General features: G+C 60.3%; 18 protein-coding genes and 1 tRNA gene. 11 read left to right on the top strand and 8 right to left on the bottom strand.

The window, feature by feature from the left end:
• Positions 1 to 17: 17 nt before the first annotated feature.
• The 3 genes from ACP7AP_RS18080 to ACP7AP_RS18070 are packed head-to-tail and all read right to left on the bottom strand — an operon-like array spanning position 18 to position 2,508.
• On the bottom strand, positions 18 to 1,757 hold the full coding sequence (locus ACP7AP_RS18080) for a sensor histidine kinase (RefSeq protein ID WP_426036324.1): 1,740 nt from the start codon (positions 1,755 to 1,757) through the stop codon (positions 18 to 20).
• Positions 1,754 to 2,329 carry an RNA polymerase sigma factor gene (locus ACP7AP_RS18075; protein ID WP_426036322.1) on the bottom strand — a complete coding sequence of 192 codons (576 nt, stop codon included), beginning with the start codon at positions 2,327 to 2,329 and terminating at the stop codon, positions 1,754 to 1,756. The genes ACP7AP_RS18080 and ACP7AP_RS18075 overlap by 4 nt, the downstream gene beginning before the upstream one ends.
• Entirely contained in the window at positions 2,326 to 2,508 is a 183-nt protein-coding gene (locus ACP7AP_RS18070; RefSeq protein WP_426036320.1) for a NepR family anti-sigma factor, read from the bottom strand. The genes ACP7AP_RS18075 and ACP7AP_RS18070 overlap by 4 nt, the downstream gene beginning before the upstream one ends.
• 84 nt (positions 2,509 to 2,592) lie before the next feature.
• On the opposite strand from ACP7AP_RS18070, the gene ACP7AP_RS18065 reads away from it, so the two are divergent.
• On the top strand, positions 2,593 to 3,414 hold the full coding sequence (locus tag ACP7AP_RS18065) for a response regulator (protein WP_426036318.1): 822 nt from the start codon (positions 2,593 to 2,595) through the stop codon (positions 3,412 to 3,414).
• 47 nt (positions 3,415 to 3,461) lie between these two features.
• Here the strand turns inward: ACP7AP_RS18065 and ACP7AP_RS18060 are convergent, their stop codons facing one another.
• Positions 3,462 to 4,232 carry an FkbM family methyltransferase gene (locus ACP7AP_RS18060; protein WP_426036316.1) on the bottom strand — a complete coding sequence of 257 codons (771 nt, stop codon included), beginning with the start codon at positions 4,230 to 4,232 and terminating at the stop codon, positions 3,462 to 3,464.
• Between the two features lie 241 nt (positions 4,233 to 4,473).
• Between ACP7AP_RS18060 and rpsT the strand changes: the two genes are divergently transcribed.
• The 7 genes from rpsT to gyrB all read left to right on the top strand — a co-directional run bounded on the left by rpsT (position 4,474) and on the right by gyrB (position 13,025).
• Positions 4,474 to 4,749, top strand: coding sequence for a 30S ribosomal protein S20 (gene rpsT, locus ACP7AP_RS18055; RefSeq protein WP_426036314.1), 276 nt, complete (start codon positions 4,474 to 4,476; stop codon positions 4,747 to 4,749).
• A 637-nt stretch (positions 4,750 to 5,386) separates the two neighbouring features.
• Positions 5,387 to 6,757 (top strand): chromosomal replication initiator protein DnaA, encoded by a 1,371-nt coding sequence (gene dnaA / locus ACP7AP_RS18050; RefSeq protein ID WP_426036312.1) that lies wholly within the window; start codon positions 5,387 to 5,389, stop codon positions 6,755 to 6,757.
• Positions 6,758 to 6,879: 122 nt separating this feature from the next.
• Positions 6,880 to 7,998: a DNA polymerase III subunit beta gene (dnaN, locus tag ACP7AP_RS18045; RefSeq protein WP_426036310.1), complete on the top strand. Its 1,119-nt coding sequence runs from the start codon at positions 6,880 to 6,882 to the stop codon at positions 7,996 to 7,998.
• Between the two features lie 91 nt (positions 7,999 to 8,089).
• Positions 8,090 to 8,758 carry an NYN domain-containing protein gene (locus tag ACP7AP_RS18040; RefSeq protein ID WP_426036308.1) on the top strand — a complete coding sequence of 223 codons (669 nt, stop codon included), beginning with the start codon at positions 8,090 to 8,092 and terminating at the stop codon, positions 8,756 to 8,758.
• Positions 8,742 to 9,854, top strand: coding sequence for a DNA replication/repair protein RecF (recF, locus tag ACP7AP_RS18035; RefSeq protein WP_426036306.1), 1,113 nt, complete (start codon positions 8,742 to 8,744; stop codon positions 9,852 to 9,854). Before ACP7AP_RS18040 ends, recF begins: the two co-directional genes overlap by 17 nt.
• Before the next feature lie 19 nt (positions 9,855 to 9,873).
• Positions 9,874 to 10,500 (top strand): LysE family translocator, encoded by a 627-nt coding sequence (locus ACP7AP_RS18030; RefSeq protein WP_426036304.1) that lies wholly within the window; start codon positions 9,874 to 9,876, stop codon positions 10,498 to 10,500.
• Between the two features lie 74 nt (positions 10,501 to 10,574).
• Positions 10,575 to 13,025 (top strand): DNA topoisomerase (ATP-hydrolyzing) subunit B, encoded by a 2,451-nt coding sequence (gene gyrB / locus ACP7AP_RS18025; protein WP_426036302.1) that lies wholly within the window; start codon positions 10,575 to 10,577, stop codon positions 13,023 to 13,025.
• 42 nt (positions 13,026 to 13,067) lie between these two features.
• On the opposite strand, the gene ACP7AP_RS18020 is transcribed toward gyrB, so the two are convergent.
• Together ACP7AP_RS18020 and ACP7AP_RS18015 are read right to left on the bottom strand one after the other, a co-directional pair.
• Positions 13,068 to 13,628 (bottom strand): dimethylsulfonioproprionate lyase family protein, encoded by a 561-nt coding sequence (locus tag ACP7AP_RS18020; RefSeq protein ID WP_426036300.1) that lies wholly within the window; start codon positions 13,626 to 13,628, stop codon positions 13,068 to 13,070.
• 40 nt (positions 13,629 to 13,668) lie between these two features.
• Positions 13,669 to 13,745: transfer RNA gene (locus ACP7AP_RS18015), tRNA-Arg, on the bottom strand.
• A gap of 335 nt (positions 13,746 to 14,080) precedes the next feature.
• Here ACP7AP_RS18015 and ACP7AP_RS18010 point away from each other — a divergent pair.
• Positions 14,081 to 15,112, top strand: coding sequence for a LacI family DNA-binding transcriptional regulator (locus ACP7AP_RS18010; protein WP_426036298.1), 1,032 nt, complete (start codon positions 14,081 to 14,083; stop codon positions 15,110 to 15,112).
• Between the two features lie 138 nt (positions 15,113 to 15,250).
• Here ACP7AP_RS18010 and ACP7AP_RS18005 read toward each other — a convergent pair whose 3' ends face one another.
• Positions 15,251 to 15,520 (bottom strand): hypothetical protein, encoded by a 270-nt coding sequence (locus ACP7AP_RS18005; RefSeq protein WP_426036296.1) that lies wholly within the window; start codon positions 15,518 to 15,520, stop codon positions 15,251 to 15,253.
• A gap of 201 nt (positions 15,521 to 15,721) precedes the next feature.
• On the opposite strand from ACP7AP_RS18005, the gene ACP7AP_RS18000 reads away from it, so the two are divergent.
• A complete protein-coding gene (locus tag ACP7AP_RS18000; protein ID WP_426036294.1) occupies positions 15,722 to 16,288 on the top strand; it encodes a glutathione peroxidase in 567 nt (188 codons plus the stop codon).
• A gap of 69 nt (positions 16,289 to 16,357) precedes the next feature.
• On the opposite strand, the gene ACP7AP_RS17995 is transcribed toward ACP7AP_RS18000, so the two are convergent.
• Positions 16,358 to 18,358 (bottom strand): FAD-dependent oxidoreductase, encoded by a 2,001-nt coding sequence (locus tag ACP7AP_RS17995; RefSeq protein ID WP_426036292.1) that lies wholly within the window; start codon positions 18,356 to 18,358, stop codon positions 16,358 to 16,360.
• 231 nt (positions 18,359 to 18,589) lie between these two features.
• On the opposite strand from ACP7AP_RS17995, the gene ACP7AP_RS17990 reads away from it, so the two are divergent.
• Positions 18,590 to 20,242, top strand: coding sequence for a glycoside hydrolase family 3 N-terminal domain-containing protein (locus tag ACP7AP_RS17990; RefSeq protein WP_426036290.1), 1,653 nt, complete (start codon positions 18,590 to 18,592; stop codon positions 20,240 to 20,242).
• Positions 20,243 to 20,428: the final 186 nt, after the last annotated feature.

The raw sequence follows: 20,428 nt of genomic DNA, 5'->3' as shown, positions 1-20,428 counted from the left end.
GGTAAGCGCAAACCGCTCTAGGGATCAAAGCCTTCGCGGATTGGGAAATCCACCGTCACATCCACCACATCGGGCGTATTTGCGACAACGACCGCGCCACCGATCTGCTGGGCAAAACCGCGCACCAGCTGGCTGCCAATCGCGGTCGGGGTTGGTTGATCCGAGGCCGCCGTGCCCAAACTCGCCGGACCTTTGATATGCAACCGCGCCTTTTGCTGTCCTTCCAGCAATCGCAGCGAGACCTCTACCTGCCCAATCTGCGCCTCACTCGCAGGCATACTGGCCAGCAATTCGGTCAACAGCAGCGCCAATGGCACCGCCTGATCCGGGATCAGCTGTATCGGCTCAAAATCCGTGGCGATCTGCGGCTTCTTGCTGGCTTTCTTACCCATGCCGCTGATCTGCCGGATTACCCCGGAAAACAGCGCGTCCATCTTAACGTCTTTCTGCCCTGCGGTCTCATAAAGCCCCACATGCACCGTCGCCAACGCCATCACCCGGTCATGCAGCCCTTCCAGAATACTACGCACTGCGTCAGATTTCTCCTGCCGGATGTGAATCCGCATGATCGAGGCGATCAGTTGCAAACTGTTGCCAGTGCGGTGATGCACCTCGCGCAGCAGCGTTTCCTTTTGCCGCAGCATGTTTTCCAGCTCGGCTTCATCATGTAGGATGGTTTCGGTCAAAACCTCATAGGACCGCCCGAGTTCGATGATCTCTGCCGGGCTGCGCGACAGATCGAGCGCCACCCGCTTGCGATCCCCGCCGGCAAACGCGGTCATGGCGCTGCCCAAATGCCGCATGTGCCGCGCGACCAAAGTCTCGGCTCCCAGCAGCGCCACACACATCGCCGCCAGCCACATCAACAGCGTAAACACATAGGGGCTGACGTTATAGCCCAGCACAAACACGCTTTCGGCCCGGCTCCATGAGCCCAGCACAAACAGCCCCTCGGCAATCGGCACCACCGAGAAAATCCGCTGCTCGCCACCCACAGTACGGGCCATGAATGTCTGCGCCCCACCAGCGGCCAGATCCTTCAGCGTTTTATTAAGCGGCACACTGTAAGGCGCATTCGTCAGCCCGACAGATGAGGTCAGCACCGTGCCATCGCCGTCAAAGGTCAGCAAAGCCAACGGATCGCGCGGGCTGGTATCGGCCACGAGGATACCGACATCTTCAAGCGCCTTATGCGGCATCGACGCCGAAACAAACCCAATCCGCGTGCCATTGGCATCATAGACCGGATGCGACACCCCCAACACCGAAACCCCCGAAACCGGCCCTTTCGGGTTGACCGAAAAGCCGGGGTGATCGAGCTTCGCCACCCTTGGGAACCGCGGATTGGTAGAAAAATCAAAGTCTTTCCCGGTCGAGGCGCAGGTCATTTTGCCCGACAGCGGCACATAGGCCACCAAGGACAGCGCAGGTTCTTGTGCCGCCATCGCCGCCATCAAACGCCGACAGGCGGCGGTATCGGCCAAAACCGGTCCCACGCTCTGCGCCAAAGTCGCCACCATCACCTGCGCAGATTGGATCAGCCTGATCTCCGGCGCCGCCGCGCGGGTGGTTTCATCCATGATCGCCAGATTGGCCCGCTGTTCGGATTCGCTGTTGGCCGCCTGCGATTGCACCAGACCCAGAAACCCCAAAGGCAGCATCGCAAGCGCCACCATCAATGCCAAGCGCACGCCAAGCCGTTGGTGAAACGGCGGGCGCGCATCAAGGAACGGCGGGGGAGGGGACGGTTCTGTCATCCCATCGCGGCCGCGGCCCGTCCAATCACCGCATCGGTTACAGCATCAATCCCCGAGAACATGCCTTCGCCCTCTGCCAGACCCAGCAGATGTGACAACCGCTTGCGCGCCCGCGACGCCCGGCTTTTCACCGTGCCCGCCGCTACACCCATCATCGCGGCGGCTTCTTCGGTGGTAAACCCCGAAGCCCCGACCAGAATCAACACCTCGCGGTGTTCATCCGACAACGCATCAAAAGCGCGCAGGAAATCGGTGAAGGCCATGCGCCCGTCGTGGTCGGGCTTGACGCTGAGGGTGGCAGCGTAGGCCCCATCCGGGTCAGCAACCTCACGACGCGATTTGCGCAAGGACGAGTAATAGGTGTTGCGCAAAATGGTGAACAACCATGCCTGCAAATTGCTGCCGCGTTGGAATTTGTCGATACTGGCCCAAGCCTTCAGAATGGTTTCCTGCACCAAATCATCCGCCGCCGTCACATTGCGCGTCAGACTGATCGCAAAGGCCCGCAGCGGGCGAAGATGCTCGACCAACTGGTCGCGCGGATCAATATCCGTGGCCACCGCAAGGCTCATTTCTGCACCTCGTTCTGCTGCGCCTCTTTGTCTTTCAACTGCTGCAACAACAGCTTAAAGCGGTCAGGCACCTCCTCGACCAGCGCCGACTGGTATACCCGCTTGAGGTTTTCTTCGATTTGAGCCTTGATCTGATCGGCTTGACCATCCTGCTCCGGTTTCGATCCCTGATTACGCATTTTCACAATTTCCCGTCCTGCTCACGGAACCAAACGCGCGGCCATGCGTTTGGTTCCCAAGAAAATCTATGAGGAAGTAAAAAAATGAGCACTGATGCCAGCGCAAATCTTTCCGATCTGGTCGCCCTACATTTGCCCAGCCTGCGCCGTTATGCGCGCGCTTTAACAGGCAATCAAACCAGCGGCGATCAGTATGCACTGGCCGCTTTGGAAACTATTTTGGCTGAACCTGCACTGATTGCAAATGCAAGCGATGCGAAAGTGGCTCTGTTCAACGTGTTCCACATGGTTTGGGCCAGTTCTGGCGCGCCTGTCGCGCAAGCCGACAACCGCCTGTCTGCCGCAGCCCAGGCACATATGGCCGAATTGACCCCAAACAGCCGCGAGGCTTTGTTGTTGCATTTCGTCGAAAGTTTCAGCTTGGACCAAATCGGCGCGATCATGCAAATCGACGCCGAAGAAGCCCAAGGTCTGATCACTTCGGCCCTACATGAGATGACCGGCACCGTCAGCGGTCGCGTCATGGTGATCGAGGATGAAGCCATCATCGCAATGGATATCATCGCCATCGTCGAGGGCATGGGTCACCAGATTACCGGCGTGGCCCGCACCCGCAAAGAAGCGGTGGCACTGGCGAAAGCCGATATGCCTGATCTGATTCTGGCCGATATCCATCTGGCCGACGCTTCGTCTGGCATCGACGCGGTGAACGAAATCCTTGGTGGGTTTGAGCAGATTCCGGTGATCTTCATCACCGCTTTCCCCGAACGCCTGCTGACCGGGCACCGCCCCGAGCCTGCCTTCCTGATCAACAAGCCCTATACCGAGGAACAGGTGCGGTCGTCGGTCAGTCAGGCGATGTTCTTCGCCTCGACCGAAACCCTGATGACCAAAGAAAACGCCTGATCCTCACCTGAGCTTGAAGGCCGCTGCGACCCCTCGTGGCGGCCTTTTTACGACACCAACGGCCCCAACAGCACATTGCGGTTCATTTTGAACGACCGCCCCTCGACCAGCACAGTGTAACCCAGCCCTGCCGCCCAAGCCATCAGCGCGTCATTGTTCTTGTGATCGACCTCCAGGAAAATCGACGGGCGCGCGGCGGCTATGGTCTGCTCAAAGCCACGCAACACCTCCAATTCCATGCCTTCCACATCGACCTTCAGAAAGTCAATCCGCGCGCCATCCAGCAGCGCATCGCCCGTGGCCATGCTGATCTGGCCTTCGTCCGAGGCCACCAGCCGCGTCGCCCCCAGATTTTTCTCGCGCGCCTCAAGGCTCATCGGCGGCGCATCGCTGCGGTCCGACAAGCCATAGCCCAGCGTCGACAGGTTCACCCGGTCCAGCACGCCGTTCAGGATCATATTCGACAGAAACAACTCATACGCCGCCGGATTCGGTTCAAACGGGATGCTGACCGAGGCCCCCAGCAGCTTCAGCGCATAGATCGAATGGTTGCCAATATTCGCCCCGGCATCGCAAAACACCCCACCACGCGGGAAATGCTGCGCGATCAGCTTCAACTCCTCCGGCTCATAAAACCGCCCCTTGGCATGGCGCGCCTGAATCCGGTCCTTGCGATCCGCCACGGTGAAGAAAATCGGCACGCCGTCATAGACCGAGCGCGTCACCTGTGTGCGGCGCGGATTGGTGAAGATATCCGGGCTTGCGATCATCGCCAAAGCCGTCGCAGACAGAGGGGCGGGCGGGCGGGTCATATCCATCAGCAAGGGTCCATTCAGTCAAAGCGGGCAATCGTTGCGGTCAACATCACCCGCAGCGCGCGAAGGGTCAACGGCCCGCAACGCCGCCGCAGATTTGCTGTTCCCTTTCGCAGCCCTTTCCCCTATAGGCCTGCGATACATGCGTGTGAGCCCGCTCTAGGCAGAATCATCCCTTCATCTATGAGGGGGCCTTGGGGCTTTTGCGCGACATATTTGAATTGACCCCAAGGATACCATACCGATGGCAAACACTGCCCAGTCCAAAAAGCGCGCACGCCAAGCCGATGCCCGTCAAGACATCAACAAAGCACGCCGCTCGCGCATCCGCACCTTCCTGCGCAAAGTCGAAGAAGCGCTGGCTTCCGGCAACCAGGACGCCGCTGCTCTGGCGCTGAAAAACGCCCAGCCTGAACTGGCGCGTGGCGTCTCGAAAGGTGTCATGCACAAAAACACCGTGTCGCGCAAAATCTCGCGTCTGGCTTCGCGCGTCAAAGCGCTGGCAACCACGGCAGCCTAACACGCTCGGCTGACCAGCCAAGCTGACCTTACGTCATGATAGGGGGCGCGCCGAAAGGCCGCGCCCTATCGCATTTCCGCACAGATACCCCGCTGCAGAATCGGTCACCTCCGCTGTCCTGATTTCCGAAAACGCAAGCCGCTTGCCGATTCCGAGCGCTGATTTTCGAACCTTTCCGCCCGCAGCGTTGCCGAATTGCAAGCTCCGGGGGATTCGCGAAAGCAAACTCCTGTCAAGCAACAAGATCGGTTGCAGGGCCCTGCGGCGGCTTGCTAACTTGCCCAAGCGATTCACTTCGTCTGGGGGACATGACGCCGTCAAAGCAGAATAATCAGGGGCGCAGCTGCCAAGCCAAGCGTAAAACAACCTGAAATTATCCTTTGCCGTCCGAATGTTACACTGCTTGCGCCGAGATTCGGCCAACAGAGGCATCAAACACCGCCACCGGGTCACCCGGTTGCGGTTGTCACAGTTTTGTCCCCGCCACCGGGCCGGGACGCTCAAGCAGGCATGGTGGTTTCACCTGCCTTCCTTGGGTGTTTTACCGGTGGAAACAGTCGTGCTGAACCGCGTGGGTACGTGGGACAACTAGAAAGCGCCATCGGGTCTCCGAAAGGCGCTTGGGGAAGACGAGACAATGACGCATGAGGCTTGGGGCAAGGTACGCGAGACGCTGGCAAAGCGGATCGGCAAGAACAATTTTACCAGTTGGATCGAGCCCTTGCGCTGGGCTGGTCTGACCAATGGCGTCGCACGTTTCGAAGTGCCGACAACGTTTTTCGGCGACTGGGTGTCGCGCAACTATTCCGACCATATCCTTGGCTTGCTGAACGCCGAAGGCCATGCCGCAGGCCGCACCGAATTCTTCGTGCCGATGGTGCAGGCAGCCAACGCTCCGGCGGCCCCGCTCGCCGCCGACAAACCCGCCCGCGCGCCCAAGCCCAGCCGCGCCCGTTCGGATGATGAGCTGCCCGGTGCGACTTTGGACACCCGCTTTACCTTCGACAGCTTCGTTGTCGGCAAGCCAAATGAGTTGGCCCATGCCGCCGCGCGTCGTGTGGCCGAAGGTGGCCCGGTCACTTTCAACCCGTTGTTCCTTTATGGCGGCGTCGGCTTGGGCAAAACCCACCTGATGCATGCGATTGCCCACGAACTGCAATCGCGTCAGCCGCAGCTGCGCGTGCTGTATCTGTCAGCCGAGCAATTCATGTATCGCTTCGTGCAAGCCCTGCGTGACAAACAGATCATGGATTTCAAAGAGCTGTTTCGCTCGGTTGACGTACTCATGGTCGATGATGTGCAATTCATCGCGGGCAAAGACAGCACCCAAGAGGAATTCTTCCACACCTTCAACGCTTTGATTGATCAGAACAAACAGATCGTGATTTCGGCAGACCGCGCGCCGGGCGAGATTAAGGATCTGGAAGACCGCATCAAATCCCGCCTGCAATGCGGCTTGGTGGTCGATCTGCACCCTACAGACTACGAACTCCGCCTTGGTATCCTGCAACAAAAAGCCGAGTATTACCGCCAGCAATACAAAGGCTTGGCGATATCAACCGGAGTTCTCGAATTCCTCGCCCACCGCATCACCACAAACGTCCGCGTGCTGGAAGGCGCTTTGACCCGGCTGTTCGCCTTCGCCTCGCTGGTGGGCCGCGAAATCACACTGGAACTGGCGCAAGATTGCCTCGCCGACATCCTGCGCGCCAGCGATCGCAAGCTGACCATCGAGGAAATCCAACGCAAGGTTGCCGAGCATTACAACATCCGCCTGTCGGATATGATCGGCCCGAAACGCTTGCGCAACATTGCCCGCCCACGTCAGGTCGCGATGTATTTCTCCAAACAACTGACCTCGCGCAGCCTGCCCGAGATTGGTCGCCGCTTTGGCGGTCGCGATCACACCACGATCATGCACGGCGTGCGTAAAATCGAAGAGCTGATGACCGTGGATTCGCAGCTTTCCGACGATCTGCAACTGCTGCGGCGTCAGTTGCAGACCTAAAGCGGGGTCCGCAGGCTTGACGACTTGCGTATTCAACCGCAAAGTCCCGAAAATGCTTGTGAACCGGCCAAAACCGGATAGTTTCGACGTCCCTGCACGGGGGCGCCACCAAGGGGAACGACATGAAGATCAGCATCGAACGCGCAACTCTGCTTAAGGCGCTGGCACAGGCGCAATCGGTGGTCGAGCGCCGCAACACCATTCCGATCCTCGCCAACGTGCTGATCGAGGCCGAGGGTGACACCGTGTCGTTCCGCGCCACCGATCTGGATATCGAAGTGGTTGACCGCGCCCCCGCCATGGTGGAACGCGTCGGGGCCACCACGGTGTCCGCCGTGATGCTGCACGAGATCATCCGCAAGCTGCCCGATGGATCATTGGTGGCTTTGACCGAAGACGCCGCCACCGGCCGTCTGACCATTGCCGCAGGCCGGTCCACCTTCAGCCTTGCCACCCTGCCGCGCGAAGATTTCCCGGTGATGGCGACCTCGGAATATTCCTCAAACTTCGCGGCCCCCGCCCCGGTGCTGCGCCGCCTGTTTGATAAAGCGAAATTCGCGATTTCCACCGAGGAAACCCGCTATTACCTGAACGGCGTCTACATGCATGTCTCGACCGGAGACGTGGGTGCCGTGCTGCGCTGTGTGGCGACCGACGGCCACCGCTTGGCCCGCATTGATGCGCCCTTACCGGAAGGCGCGCAGGGCATGCCCGGCGTGATCGTGCCGCGCAAGACTGTGAACGAATTGAAGAAACTGCTGGACGATGATTCCGCAATCATCGCCGTATCGGTGTCGGAAACCAAGGTGCGCTTCGCCACCCCCCTGATCACCCTGACCTCAAAAGTCATCGACGGCACCTTCCCCGACTACACCCGCGTCATCCCCACCGGCAACACCCGCCGCTTGGAAGTGGACGCGTCTGAGTTCGCCAAAGCCGTCGACCGTGTGGCCACGGTGTCGTCGGAACGCTCGCGCGCCGTGAAGCTTTCTTTGGACGAAGACCGCCTGATCCTCTCGGTCAACGCCCCCGATTCCGGTGCCGCCGAGGAAGAACTCGCCGTGGCTTATTCCGATGAGCGGCTGGAAATTGGCTTCAACGCCAAATACCTGCTGGAAATCGCCAGCCAAGTAGATCGCGAAAACGCGGTGTTCCTGTTCAACTCGTCAGGTGATCCGACGCTGATGCGCGAAGGCAATGATATGTCGGCGGTCTATGTCGTCATGCCGATGCGGGTTTGATAAAAAATAACCCCGCAGACCGTGGTCTGCGGGGGGGCTGTTGGGCGGACCATCCAGCGGTGCAAACGCAATATGCGCACAAGGAGTTAAGATGTCAATAACGCGCCGCTTACGAGGAGGCGTCTATATTGATGGATTTAACCTTTACCATGCCATTGCTGATCTAAACCAACCCTATTTGAAGTGGCTCAATCTGAGACGGCTTGCTGAACGTTTTGCGCGTGGCCACGCGCATTCGATTGATCACATTGTATTCGGAACGGCCTATTTTCCGAGTGATTTTGACAAGCGCAAGCGCCACGAAACATATAATGCGGCACTTGAAGCGACAGGCCTCAAGGTCCTTCTAGGTCACACCACCAAGGAGCCCGCCAACTGCAAAAAATGTGATCACCGCTGGGATCAACCGCGAGAAAAAGAGACGGACATCAACGTCGCACTCTCGGCATTTCACCACGCGATAGCTGGTGAGATTGATGTCATGTTCCTGATCTCTGCCGATACCGATCAAGCTGCAACGCTCAGATCCTTGCGCGATAGCTGTCCGACGGTAAAACGGGTTGTTGTTACACCACCAGGTAGAGAAAAGTCCAAGCATTTGCGTGACTTGTCAGACGCCAACATTGGTCTGAGCGTGACCGATCTGGATGCATCTGTCTTCCCGGCAATGTTCAATGCCCCTAGCGGGAAATTACTGGTTCGTCCCCAAAGTTACGCGCCACCGATAGGTTGGGTGCATCCAGATGACCGCCCCCAATAGCCTGGCTATTACCGCGCTCACCCTCTCGCATTTCCGCAGCCACAAAGCCGCGCGGCTGGCCTTTGATGGCCGCCCGGTGGCGATTGTCGGCCCCAATGGCGCGGGCAAGACCAATATCCTGGAGGCGGTGTCGTTGCTGTCGCCCGGTCGGGGGTTGCGGCGGGCAACAGCCGATGAAATTGCCCGCAAGCCGGAAGCCTTAGGCTGGAAGGTCACCGCCGATCTGCGTGGTTTTGGGGCCGATCATCAGGTCGAAACCTGGGCCGAGGGCGGCGATACCCGCTCTGTCCGCATCGACGGCAAATCTGCCACCCAAACCGCCTTGGGCCGCATCGCCCGCGTTTTGTGGCTGGTGCCCGCGATGGACCGTTTGTGGATCGAGGCTGCCGAGGGTCGCCGCCGCTTCCTTGACCGCATGACGCTGTCTTTCGCCCCAGACCATGCCGAGGCGGTGCTGGGTTATGAAAAAGCCATGCGCGATCGCAACCGCCTGCTGAAGGATCAGATCACCGACCCGCATTGGTACGGTGCGCTGGAATCCCAAATGGCCTTTGCTGGCGCGCAGATCACCGGCAACCGTCAAGCCGCCCTGACCCGGCTGCGCCAAGCCCAGCAGGATGCCGAAACCGCCTTCCCCCGCGCCGATCTGACGCTGATCGGCGAGGATGCCGATGACCTTGCCACAGCCCTGTCGGAAAACCGCCGCCGCGATATGGCCGCAGGCCGCACGCTGGTCGGCCCGCACCGCGCCGATCTGTCAGCGATCTTTGCCGCCAAAGCCGTGCCCGCCGAGCAATGCTCGACCGGAGAGCAAAAGGCGCTGCTGATCAGTCTGATCCTCGCCAATGCCCGCGCGCTGGCGACCGACCTTGGCGCAGCCCCCATCCTGCTGCTGGATGAGGTCGCAGCCCATCTCGACATCGACCGCCGCGCCGCCCTTTACGACGAGCTCTGTGCTTTGGGTGCGCAAGCCCTGATGACCGGAACCGAAGCCGCCCTGTTCGACAGCCTTGGGCCAAGGGCGCAAAGCTTTACCGTGGCCGAGACGGGTGGCATATCGCAGGTCAGAAGCGAACGACCCACCACTTCGCCCTAACCACCAGAAAGCCAGCGTCATGACCGTTTCCCTGTACGAACTGATCCTTTACGCAGGCGGCATGGCGCTGTTGTGGGTGATCCCCGGTCCGGTCTGGGTGGCGCTGACCGCCCGCGCCTTGTCGGGTGGTTTTGCCAGCGCTTGGCCCTTGGCAATAGGCGTCGCCTTGGGCGATCTGATCTGGCCGATGGCCGCGATCTTTGGCCTGACATGGATCGTCTCGGTCTACGCCGATTTCCTGCACGCCCTGCGCTGGGTCGCCGCTGTGGTGTTCATCGTCATGGGTATCCTGCTGATCCGCAAACCCGCCGTGGCCCCCACCACCGATGGCCACATGACCAAACCCGGCATGTGGGCGGGCTTTGCGGTGGGTGTGGCGGCGGTGATCGGCAACCCAAAAGCCATCCTGTTCTACATGGGCGTGTTGCCGGGGTTCTTCGATCTTTCCCGCGTCAAAATCCCCGACATTGTCGCAATTCTGCTGATTTCCGCGCTGGTGCCGATGCTTGGCAACCTCGGCCTTGCGCTGTTTCTCGACCGCGCCCGCAAACTGCTGTCCAGCCCGGAAAGTGTCCGCAAACTCAATCTGATTTCGGGTATTTTGCTGATCGGCGTGGGTCTGGTGATTGCGGCGTCAAACCGCTAAATCTTGTGCCCAAGGCGTGACATCCCCCCCCTGAACCGCTATATTGCGAAGGTAATTCAAGGGGTGAAAACCACATGGCCGAAGAGCCCAAGAAGACTGAATCCTATGGTGCCGATTCTATCAAAGTTCTCAAGGGCTTAGAGGCTGTTCGCAAGCGTCCGGGCATGTACATTGGCGACACCGACGATGGCTCGGGCCTGCACCACATGGTCTATGAAGTCGTCGACAACGGCATTGACGAAGCCTTGGCCGGACATGCCACGGCGGTGACGGTAAAAATCCACGCCGACAGTTCGGTTTCGGTGCGCGACAATGGCCGTGGCATCCCGGTGGATATCCACAAAGAGGAAGGCGTTTCCGCCGCAGAGGTCATCATGACCCAGCTGCACGCGGGCGGCAAATTCAACAACACCGACGAGTCCGGCAACGCCTACAAGGTTTCCGGCGGCTTGCACGGCGTTGGCGTTTCCGTCGTCAATGCGCTGTCGGAATGGCTGGAATTGACGGTTTGGCGCAATGATACCGAATACCGCGCCCGCTTTGAGCATGGCGAATGTGTGGTGCATGTCTACGAGGTTGGCCCCGCCCCCGGCATGCGTGGCACCGAAGTGCGCTTTCTGGCGGCGGCCAAAACCAACATCCCGGACGGCACGTTTTCCAATCTGGAATACAGCTTCAAAACGCTGGAGCATCGGTTGCGCGAGCTGGCGTTCCTGAACTCGGGCGTGCGGATCATCATCGAAGATGAACGCCCCGCCGAACCCCTGCGCACCGAGTTGTATTACGACGGCGGCGTGAAGGAATTCGTGAAATACCTCGACCGCTCCAAAACCTCGATAATGGCAGAGCCGATCTATATGATTGGTGAACGCAATGGCATCGTAATTGAAGTCGCGATGTGGTGGAACGACAGCTACAATGAAATGGTGCTACCCTTCACCAACAACATCCCGCAGCGCGATGGCGGCACCCATATGGCGGGCTTCCGCGGCGCTTTGACCCGCACCATCAACGCCTATGCGCAGTCGTCTGGCATCGCCAAGCGCGAGAAGATCGACTTCACCGGCGATGATGCCCGTGAAGGCCTGACCTGCGTGCTGTCGGTGAAAGTGCCCGATCCGAAATTCTCCAGCCAGACCAAAGACAAACTGGTCTCAAGCGAAGTGCGCCCGGCGGTCGAGAATATGGTCAACGAAAAGCTGTCGGAGTGGTTTGAAGAAAACCCGCAGAATGCCAAGATCATTGTCGGCAAGATCATCGAGGCCGCCATGGCCCGCGAAGCTGCCCGCAAGGCACGGGAGTTGACCCGTCGCAAGAGCGCATTGGATATCTCCAACCTGCCCGGCAAACTCGCCGATTGTCAGGAAAAAGACGCCTCGAAGGCCGAGATTTTCCTCGTCGAGGGGGATTCGGCTGGTGGTTCCGCCAAGCAAGGCCGCTCGCGCGCCAATCAGGCTGTGCTGCCGTTGAAAGGCAAGATCCTGAACGTCGAACGCGCCCGGTTTGACCGGATGCTCGCCAGCCAAGAAATCGGCACGCTGATCACCGCCCTTGGCACCGGCATTGGTCGGGATGAGTTTGATATCAAGAAGTTGCGTTACCACAAGGTCGTCATCATGACCGATGCTGACGTGGATGGCGCGCATATCCGCACCCTGATCCTGACCTTCTTCTTCCGGCAAATGCCGCAGCTGATCGAAGGTGGCTTCCTCTATATCGCCCAACCGCCGCTTTACAAAGTCGCGCGCGGCAAGTCCGAGGTTTACATAAAAGACCAAGCCGCGCTGGAAGATTACCTGATCGACATGGGCGTCGAAGGGGCGGTTCTGGCGCTGCCGACGGGTGAAGAAATCGCTGGCGCCGACCTGCGCCGCGTCATCGACGGCGCGCGCCAGTTCCGCCGCGTTTTGGACAGCTTCCCGACCAACTACCCGCGCGGTATTCTCGAACAAGCCGCCCTCGCAGGCGCTTTCGACCAAGGCCAAGCCGACGCCGATCTGCAAGCCGTCGCCACCACCGTCGCCACCCGCCTGAACCTGATCGCCCCGGAATACGAAAAAGGCTGGAGCGGCCGCATCACCCAAGACCACGGCATCCGCCTGTCCCGTGTGCTGCGCGGCGTCGAAGAACTGCGCACTTTGGACGGGGCCGTGCTGCGTTCCGGCGAGGCCCGCCGACTGGCGGCAATCTCACGCGAGACCCGCGACCACTACCGCGACCCGGCCCGGCTGAGCCGCAAAGACCGCGAACAACTGGTGCACGGCCCGATTGACCTGCTGAAATCCATCTTGGCCGAGGGCGAAAAGGGCCTGACCCTGCAACGCTACAAGGGTCTGGGCGAGATGAACCCGGAACAACTTTGGGAAACCACCCTCGACCCCGAAGCCCGCACCCTGTTGCAAGTCAAGGTCGATGATCTGGCGGAAGCCGATGACATCTTCACCAAACTGATGGGCGATGTGGTGGAGCCCCGGCGCGAATTCATCCAAGCCAACGCGCTGAACGTCGAGCATCTCGACGCCTAAAATCAGGGGCCCGCACCACAGCGGGCCCGGCCTAAGCCTCGGTTAAATCGGCAAAAACCACAGCGCCAGAAACGGCTCCGGCCCCGCCCGCATCGCATGCAAAATCCCCGGCGGGTTGTAGATGAATCCCTGCGGCCCCGGATCGGTCCAGGCCATCCCGGCGTTCCACCACTCTCCGGCGCTCAGCGGCAGATAGACCTCGGCAGGTGGATGGCTATGATCGGGATACAAAGTGCCCGGTACCATCACCGTCACCCCCAGCCAGACATCATCCCGCTCCTCCAGCCCGCCCGGCCCAAGCACCAGCGCATTGGCGTGCCCGTTCCAGAACGCCGCATCGCGTGGGTCCGCCGAAGCCCGCCGCTGCCAGCGCAACCCCGGTGCAAGCTTGGCAAAACTCTGCGCCAAAGCCCCCGGATGAGCCGCCACAGCCGGGGCGATCCAATCGCACACAGGCAATCTTTCCGCCCCACCCCGCGGCCCACCAACCCGACCCTGCCACCGCGTCACCACCTCGGCGGCAACCAACGCAGCCGCCCCCGTGGTCACGGCAAGCCCCACTGCGGCGGCATCCAGAAAATCGCTGAGAACCTTGTCGCGCATCGCCACGCCCCGTCCTTTTTAGCTCCGCCCTGATTAGGAATGGTGACCCCGGCGTGATTCGAACACGCGGCCTACGGTTTAGGAAACCGTCGCTCTATCCGGCTGAGCTACGGAGTCACGCGATCCTACATGCGAAAAATCCTGCACAGATGCAACAGGCTTGGCGCAGCACAGCAATAGGAAATTAAGGGGGAGTGACTTTTGGCCCACCACTCCCCCTCGGGTCCGTCGCGTCTGGGTTGAGAGCTTGCAGGACGCGCCGAATGTCGCCAGCATGAATGCCGTTACCGCTAACATATCGCAGCCCCGCCCTCGGAACAAGCATTATCTTGGTATATCTGCCGCGCAGTCCCGCCCATCGGCAGAGCGTTCTGCCAAGGATTTGGACGGGGGCTTGGACATATGCGGAATAGACGATAACAAGATAGAAATCCTTTCACAGGCCATTCCCCTTGAGCAAACCCCCGACCCACGAGCCACGCCGCACTCTGACCCTCCGCGATGTCTCCGAGGCCTCGGGCGTCAGCGAAATGACCGTCAGCCGCGTGCTGCGCAATCGTGGCGATGTGTCCGACAGCACCCGTGAGCGCGTGCAGGAAGCCGCCCGCCGCTTGGGCTATGTGCCCAACAAGATCGCAGGGGCTTTGGCCAGCCAGCGCGTCAATCTGGTCGCCGTGATCATCCCATCGCTGTCGAACATGGTGTTCCCCGAAGTGATGACGGGTATCTCTGACACGCTAGAAGATACCGGCCTGCAACCCGTTGTTGGCGTTACCAACTACTCGCCAGACCGCGAAGAATCCGTGCTCTATGAGATGCTGTCGTGGCGGCCCTCGGGCGTGATTATCGCCGGGTTGGAACATACCGAAGCCGCCCGGGCCATGCTGGGGCAAGCCGGGATTCCGATTGTCGAGATCATGGATATCGACGGCAACCCGGTCGATTCTGCCGTCGGCATCTCGCACCGCCGCGCCGGCCGTCAGATGGCCGAGGCGATCATCGCCGCAGGCTATCGCAACATCGCCTTTCTTGGCACGATGATGCCGCACGATCACCGCGCCCGCAAACGCCTTGAAGGCTTTGAAGAAGCCCTCGCCAAAGCTGGCCTGTCGCTGATCGACCGTGAGTTTTATTCCGGCGGCTCCGCCCTGCTGAAAGGCCGTGAGATGACCGAAGCCGTGCTGACCCGCAGCCCGCAGGTCGATTTTCTGTATTATTCCAATGACATGATCGGCGCAGGTGGCTTGCTTTATTGCCTGCACAAGGGCCTCGATGTGCCGGGCCAGATCGGGCTTGCGGGGTTTAACGGCGTCGAATTGCTCGACGGCCTGCCGCGCAAACTGGCCACGATGGATGCCTGCCGCTTGGAAATCGGCCGCGTTGCCGCCGAAATCATCGCGGGCAAGCACTCCTCCGGCACCATCGGCGGCGAGGTGATTGAGCTGTTCCCAACCCTGCAAAAAGGCGACACGATTCGGGGTTGAGGCGTGTTTTGGCCCGATTTTGCAAATGCAGGTTTGTTGGACAGCGCAGCTTGGTCAACATTCCGGTTGTCAGATGAGTCCCAAGCTTCATTGTCTCTGATCTCGCTGAGGACCATGCTCAGGTGTGTGATACGGCGGCTATTTGAGTTGTTGGATAGGAAACGGGGCTCTGGCCATTTCAGCATAGCGCCAGTTGTGAATGTTACCAAAGGATTGGATGTCGGGATTCTCTGCCAGCAAGTCTAATGCCGAGTTAACGACGGCGCAGTTGGTGGAGTTTTCTAGGTTCTCCAAATCGGGAAGATCGCGCGTTGCTAGGCTGACGATCATTGCGATCTTTCTTCGCGAGCCGACAGGCAGGTTCTGCAACATCCTTTTGGCCAGTTCCGCATCGGATATTATACTCATGAGATCCTCTCAATCTGGCATGTTGAAAGGGTGCAAGACAGGCTGAGGGTCTGCAATAGATCATCTACCAATCCACTACCCAAGGGCAATCTTTGCCGCTGGCGTAAGTCGTTTCCCTTGCCCCCAACACCTCGACCCGTCAACGATTGATCCAATCTCTCCGTCAAAACGTATCTACGTTAAACCGTAACGGAGGCTAGCATGACCCTGCAAAGCTCACTTGTGTTCAGCACCCTCTTGGCTGCATCCTTGCTGATGATCCAACCCGGAGCAACCCAGATGGCCAAAGCCGCAGATGCCGCCCCAAGCTTTCAGTTCACCTCGATTGACGGCGGAAAATACGACACCGCGAAATGGCGCGGCAAGCCTGTGCTGGTGGTCAACACCGCATCAATGTGCGGCTTCACCCCGCAATACACTGATTTGCAGGCACTTTCCGACTATTACGGCGACAAGGCCGTGGTGCTCGCTGTGCCCTCAGACGATTTCAATCAAGAGCTCGCCTCAAACTCCGAGGTGAAAGAATTCTGCGAGCTGAACTACGCCCTGACCCTGCCGATGACCACAATCGCTCATGTCGCGGCGGGTGAGGTCGATCCGTTCTACGCATGGGTCAGTGACACGCAGGGTTTCGTGCCGGGTTGGAATTTCAACAAAGTGCTGATCGGGCCAGATGGCAATTTCGTGCAGGCTTGGGGATCGAACGCGAAACCAATGGGCGCTGTCAAAGACGCGATGGATGCTATTCTGCTGGAGGGCAAGTCTTAACAAGCCGTTAACAGACCCTCGTTAAGTCATTGAAATCATATGATGCTGTAAGTGTCCACGCGTGGGTACTTACAGCCGCGCCGCCAACCGCGCGCCCTGATCAATCGCCCGCTTGGCATCCAATTCCGCCGCCACATCCGCCCCCCCGATCACATGGGCGGCAATTCCAGCCTCGGCCAACCGATCCGCCAGACCCCTTTCAGGCACCTGCCCCGCACACAGAACCACCTGATCCACCGCCAGCAATTCCTCAACCCCGTCCCGAGAAATCCGCAGCCCCCCAGCCTCGATCCCCAAATAACTCACCGCGCCCCACATCTTCACCCCCTTCATCTGCAAAGCCGCGCGATGGATCCACCCCGTCGTCTTCCCCAACCCCCGCCCCGGCTTCTCGGCCTTCCTTTGCAGCAACCAAACCTCGCGCGCCGGCGCGTCGGGCGCAGGCTCCGCCAGCCCGCCAGCCGTCACTCCCGGATCGCCCACCCCCCACTCGCGCCGCCATTGCTCGGGATGCTCGGTCACCGAATGGCCTCCCGCCACCAGAAACTCGGCGACATCAAAGCCAATTCCCCCCGCCCCGATCACCGCAACCCGTCGCCCAACCGGGGCACCCCGCAGCACCTCACTATAACTCAACCCGCGCTCTTGCCCGGCAATCCCCGGATCACGCGGGCGCACCCCGGTGGCCACCACCACCTCATCAAAGCCGCGCAGGTCTTCAACCCCCGCCACCTGCCCCAGCCTGAGCTCAATCCCCGCCTCGGCCACAGAAGCCGCGAACCACTCCACCAACCCGTTGAACTCCTCTTTCCCCGGCACCAACCGCGCCAGATTCAACTGCCCACCCAACTGCGCGGCCCGGTCAAACAACGTGACCCGATGCCCCCGCCTTGCTGCGACCAGTGCCGTCATCATCCCCGCAGGCCCGGCCCCAACCACCGCGACCCGTTTTGAAGCCTTGGCAAGGTCGTAGGTCAGCACGGTTTCATGGCAGGCGCGCGGGTTGACCAAACAAGAGGTCAGCTTGCCGGAAAAGGTATGGTCCAGACATGCCTGATTGCAGGCAATACAGGGGGCTATCTGCTCCGCGCGGCCCGCCGCCGCTTTGGCGACGAAATCCGGGTCGGCCAGAAACGGCCGCGCCATCGACACCATATCGGCGGCACCGGAGACCAGCAAAGCCTCGGCCACCTCAGGCGTGTTGATCCGGTTCGAGGTGATCACCGGGATCGAAACCTCGGGCCGCAGCCGCGCGGTCAGATGCGCGAAAGCGGCGCGGGGGACCGAGGTGGCGATGGTCGGCACGCGAGCCTCGTGCCAGCCGATCCCGGTGTTCAGGATGCTCGCTCCCGCCGCTTCAATCGCGCGGGCCAATAGAACGACCTCGTCCCAAGTTGAGCCATTCGGGATCAGGTCGATCAGGCTGATGCGGTAGATCAGGATGAAATCCGGCCCCACGGCGGCGCGGACCCGACGGACCACCTCGACAGGCAGGCGCATCCGGTTCTCAAAGCTGCCGCCCCAGCAATCTTCGCGGTGGTTGGTGTGGGTGACGAGGAACTGGTTCAGGAAATACCCCTCCGACCCCATCACCTCGACCCCGTCATAGCCCGCCTCACGGGCGCGGCTGGCGGCGGTGGCGATGTCGGCGATTTGTTTCTCGATGCCTGGCTCATCCAGCGCGCGCGGTGGGAAGGGCGAGATCGGGGATTTGACCGAGGAAGCCGAGACGCAGTCTTTCGAATAAGCATAGCGGCCCGCGTGCAGGATCTGCATGGCGATCAGGCCGCCCGCTTGGTGAACTCGGTCCGTCACGATGCGGTGGTTTTCGATATCGTTGGGCGTGAACAAGCCAGCAGCACCGGGGAAAACGCCGCCTTCGCGGTTGGGGGCCATGCCGCCCGTCACCATCAATCCGACCCCTCCCCGCGCCCTAGTGGCGTAGAATTCCGCCACCCGGTTCCAGTCGCCAGTCTCCTCCAGCCCGGTATGCATCGAGCCCATCAGCACCCGGTTCTTCAGGGTGACATGACCCAGATCAAGCGGGGCAAGCAGGTGGGGATAGGGCATATTAGTCCTCCGGGTTCGGCGCAGGATGGCGGTGATTTGGCAGTTTGTCATTGAAAACGCGGCGTCACGTTTGGCCGTGTCCTCGCGTAGACAGGTTTTCTGCCAAGCAAAATCAATATGTTAGCATGGGTGCATTTACACTTTCTTCATGCCTTGCCACAGCGCCGCAAAATCACATTGCAACGCCGCATCCTCGGCTGCAATCCTTGGTCATGCAACCCGGTGGATATGATGACCCAGATCGCCCGCATCACCAATCTTGTCGATGCCATGACGCTGGCCGAACAGGTCAGCCTGCTGTCGGGCGCGGATTTCTGGAGCCTGCCGGGCGTGGAGCGGCTGAACATCCCGAAGCTGCGCGTCACCGATGGGCCGAACGGTGCGCGCGGCGGTGGCAGCTTGATTGGCGGGGTGAAATCGGCGGCATTTCCGGTGGGCATCGCGCTGGGGGCGACGTGGAACCCGGATTTGCTGCGCGAAATCGGCGGGGCTTTGGCCGAGGAAGTGAAGTCGAAAGGCGCGCACGTGCTGCTGGCACCGACGGTGAACATCCAGCGCAGACAGACCAATGGCCGGAATTTTGAGTGTTGTTCGGAAGACCCGATCCTGACCGCAGAGCTTGCGGTCGGCTATATCACCGGGCTGCAAGCGCAGGGCGTGGCGGCGACGATCAAGCATTTTGTCGGCAATGAATCCCAGATTGAGCCCATCTCGATCTCGTCCGAAATTGATGAGAGGACACTGCGTGAGGTCTATCTGGTGCCGTTTAAAGCGGCGGTGAAGCAGGCAAACACTTGGGCGGTGATGAGCAGTTACAACCGCTTGGGCGGGATTTTCACCAGCGCACATACATGGCTGCTGACCACCGTGCTGCGCGGCGATTGGAGCTTTGACGGGGTGGTGCTGTCAGATTGGTTTGGCAGCCATTCCACCATTGAAACCGTCAGTGCGGGTTTGGATTTGGAGATGCCGGGGCCGTCGCGCGACCGCGGGGCCAAGCTGAGTGCAGCGGTTGCGGCGGGCGAGGTTTCGGCGGATCTGGTGCGCGAGCGCGCGCTGAACGTACTGCGCCTGATGGCGCGAACCGGGGCGTTGGAGGATCATTCCGAATGGACGGAGCGCGCCGATGATCGCCCCGAACACCGGGCTTTGATCCGGCGCGTCGGGGCGGATGCGGCGGTTTTGTTGACGAATGACGGGGTGTTACCGCTTGTCGGCAGCAAACTGGCGGTGATCGGTCCGAATGCCAAGCTGGCACAGATCATGGGCGGCGGCTCGGCGCAGTTGAACGCGCATTACCGGGTAACGCCCTACGACGGCTTGGTCGCGGCAGGGGTGGACGTGGACTATGCCTATGGCTGCGACAATGGCAAATTCCAGCCGAACTTGTCGGGGCCATTAAAAATGGAAATGTTTTTCAATAGTGAACTTGCGGGCCAACCTGCGGCGGTGGATGAGCTGCCCGAGTCGATCGGATTCTGGTTTGGCCAGTTGAAAGGTGGCGCCGATGCGGCGCATTTCTCGGCGCGGATTTCAACGCGGTTTGAGGCGACGGCGACAGGGGTGTGGCGGTTGGGCCCGCGCGCGGCAGGGCTGGCGCGGGTGTTTGTCGATGGGGTGCAGGTGGTGGTGCAGCTTTATGTGAACCCGGTGGCCAGTGCGGTGGCGCGAGAGTTGAAAGCGTTTGCCAAGGTTGCATTGGCGGCTGGCGCCGAGCGGCGGCTGATGTTGGGCTTGACGGCGCGCGACTTTGCGTGGTTCTGCGTCGAGCGGCGGGCTCGGCTGGTCGAGGCCGGGCGCTATGGCGTCGAGATTGGGCAATCGGCGCTGGATTTGCCGTTGAAGGGCGCGGTGACGGTTGCGGCGGCGGAACTGGCGGTGTGATTTTGCTGCGCAGCGCAGCGGTGAGGATGCTGCGATTTTGCTGCGCAGCAATCTCTCAAAATCAAACGCTTAGAGCAAGTCGCCGTTCATATGATTCAGGCTTCCCATCTTGGACGGTTTCTGATTCCCTGATCTTTCCAGATATAGGGGATCGAGATGGGCAAATCACATCCTATGGAGCTTCGC

It is taken from the genome of Cypionkella sp. TWP1-2-1b2 (genome assembly GCF_049896245.1).
Classification (GTDB): Bacteria; Pseudomonadota; Alphaproteobacteria; order Rhodobacterales; family Rhodobacteraceae; genus Cypionkella.
Note: the sequence above shows the minus strand (reverse complement) of the source record. Positions and strands in the feature narration are given on the sequence as shown.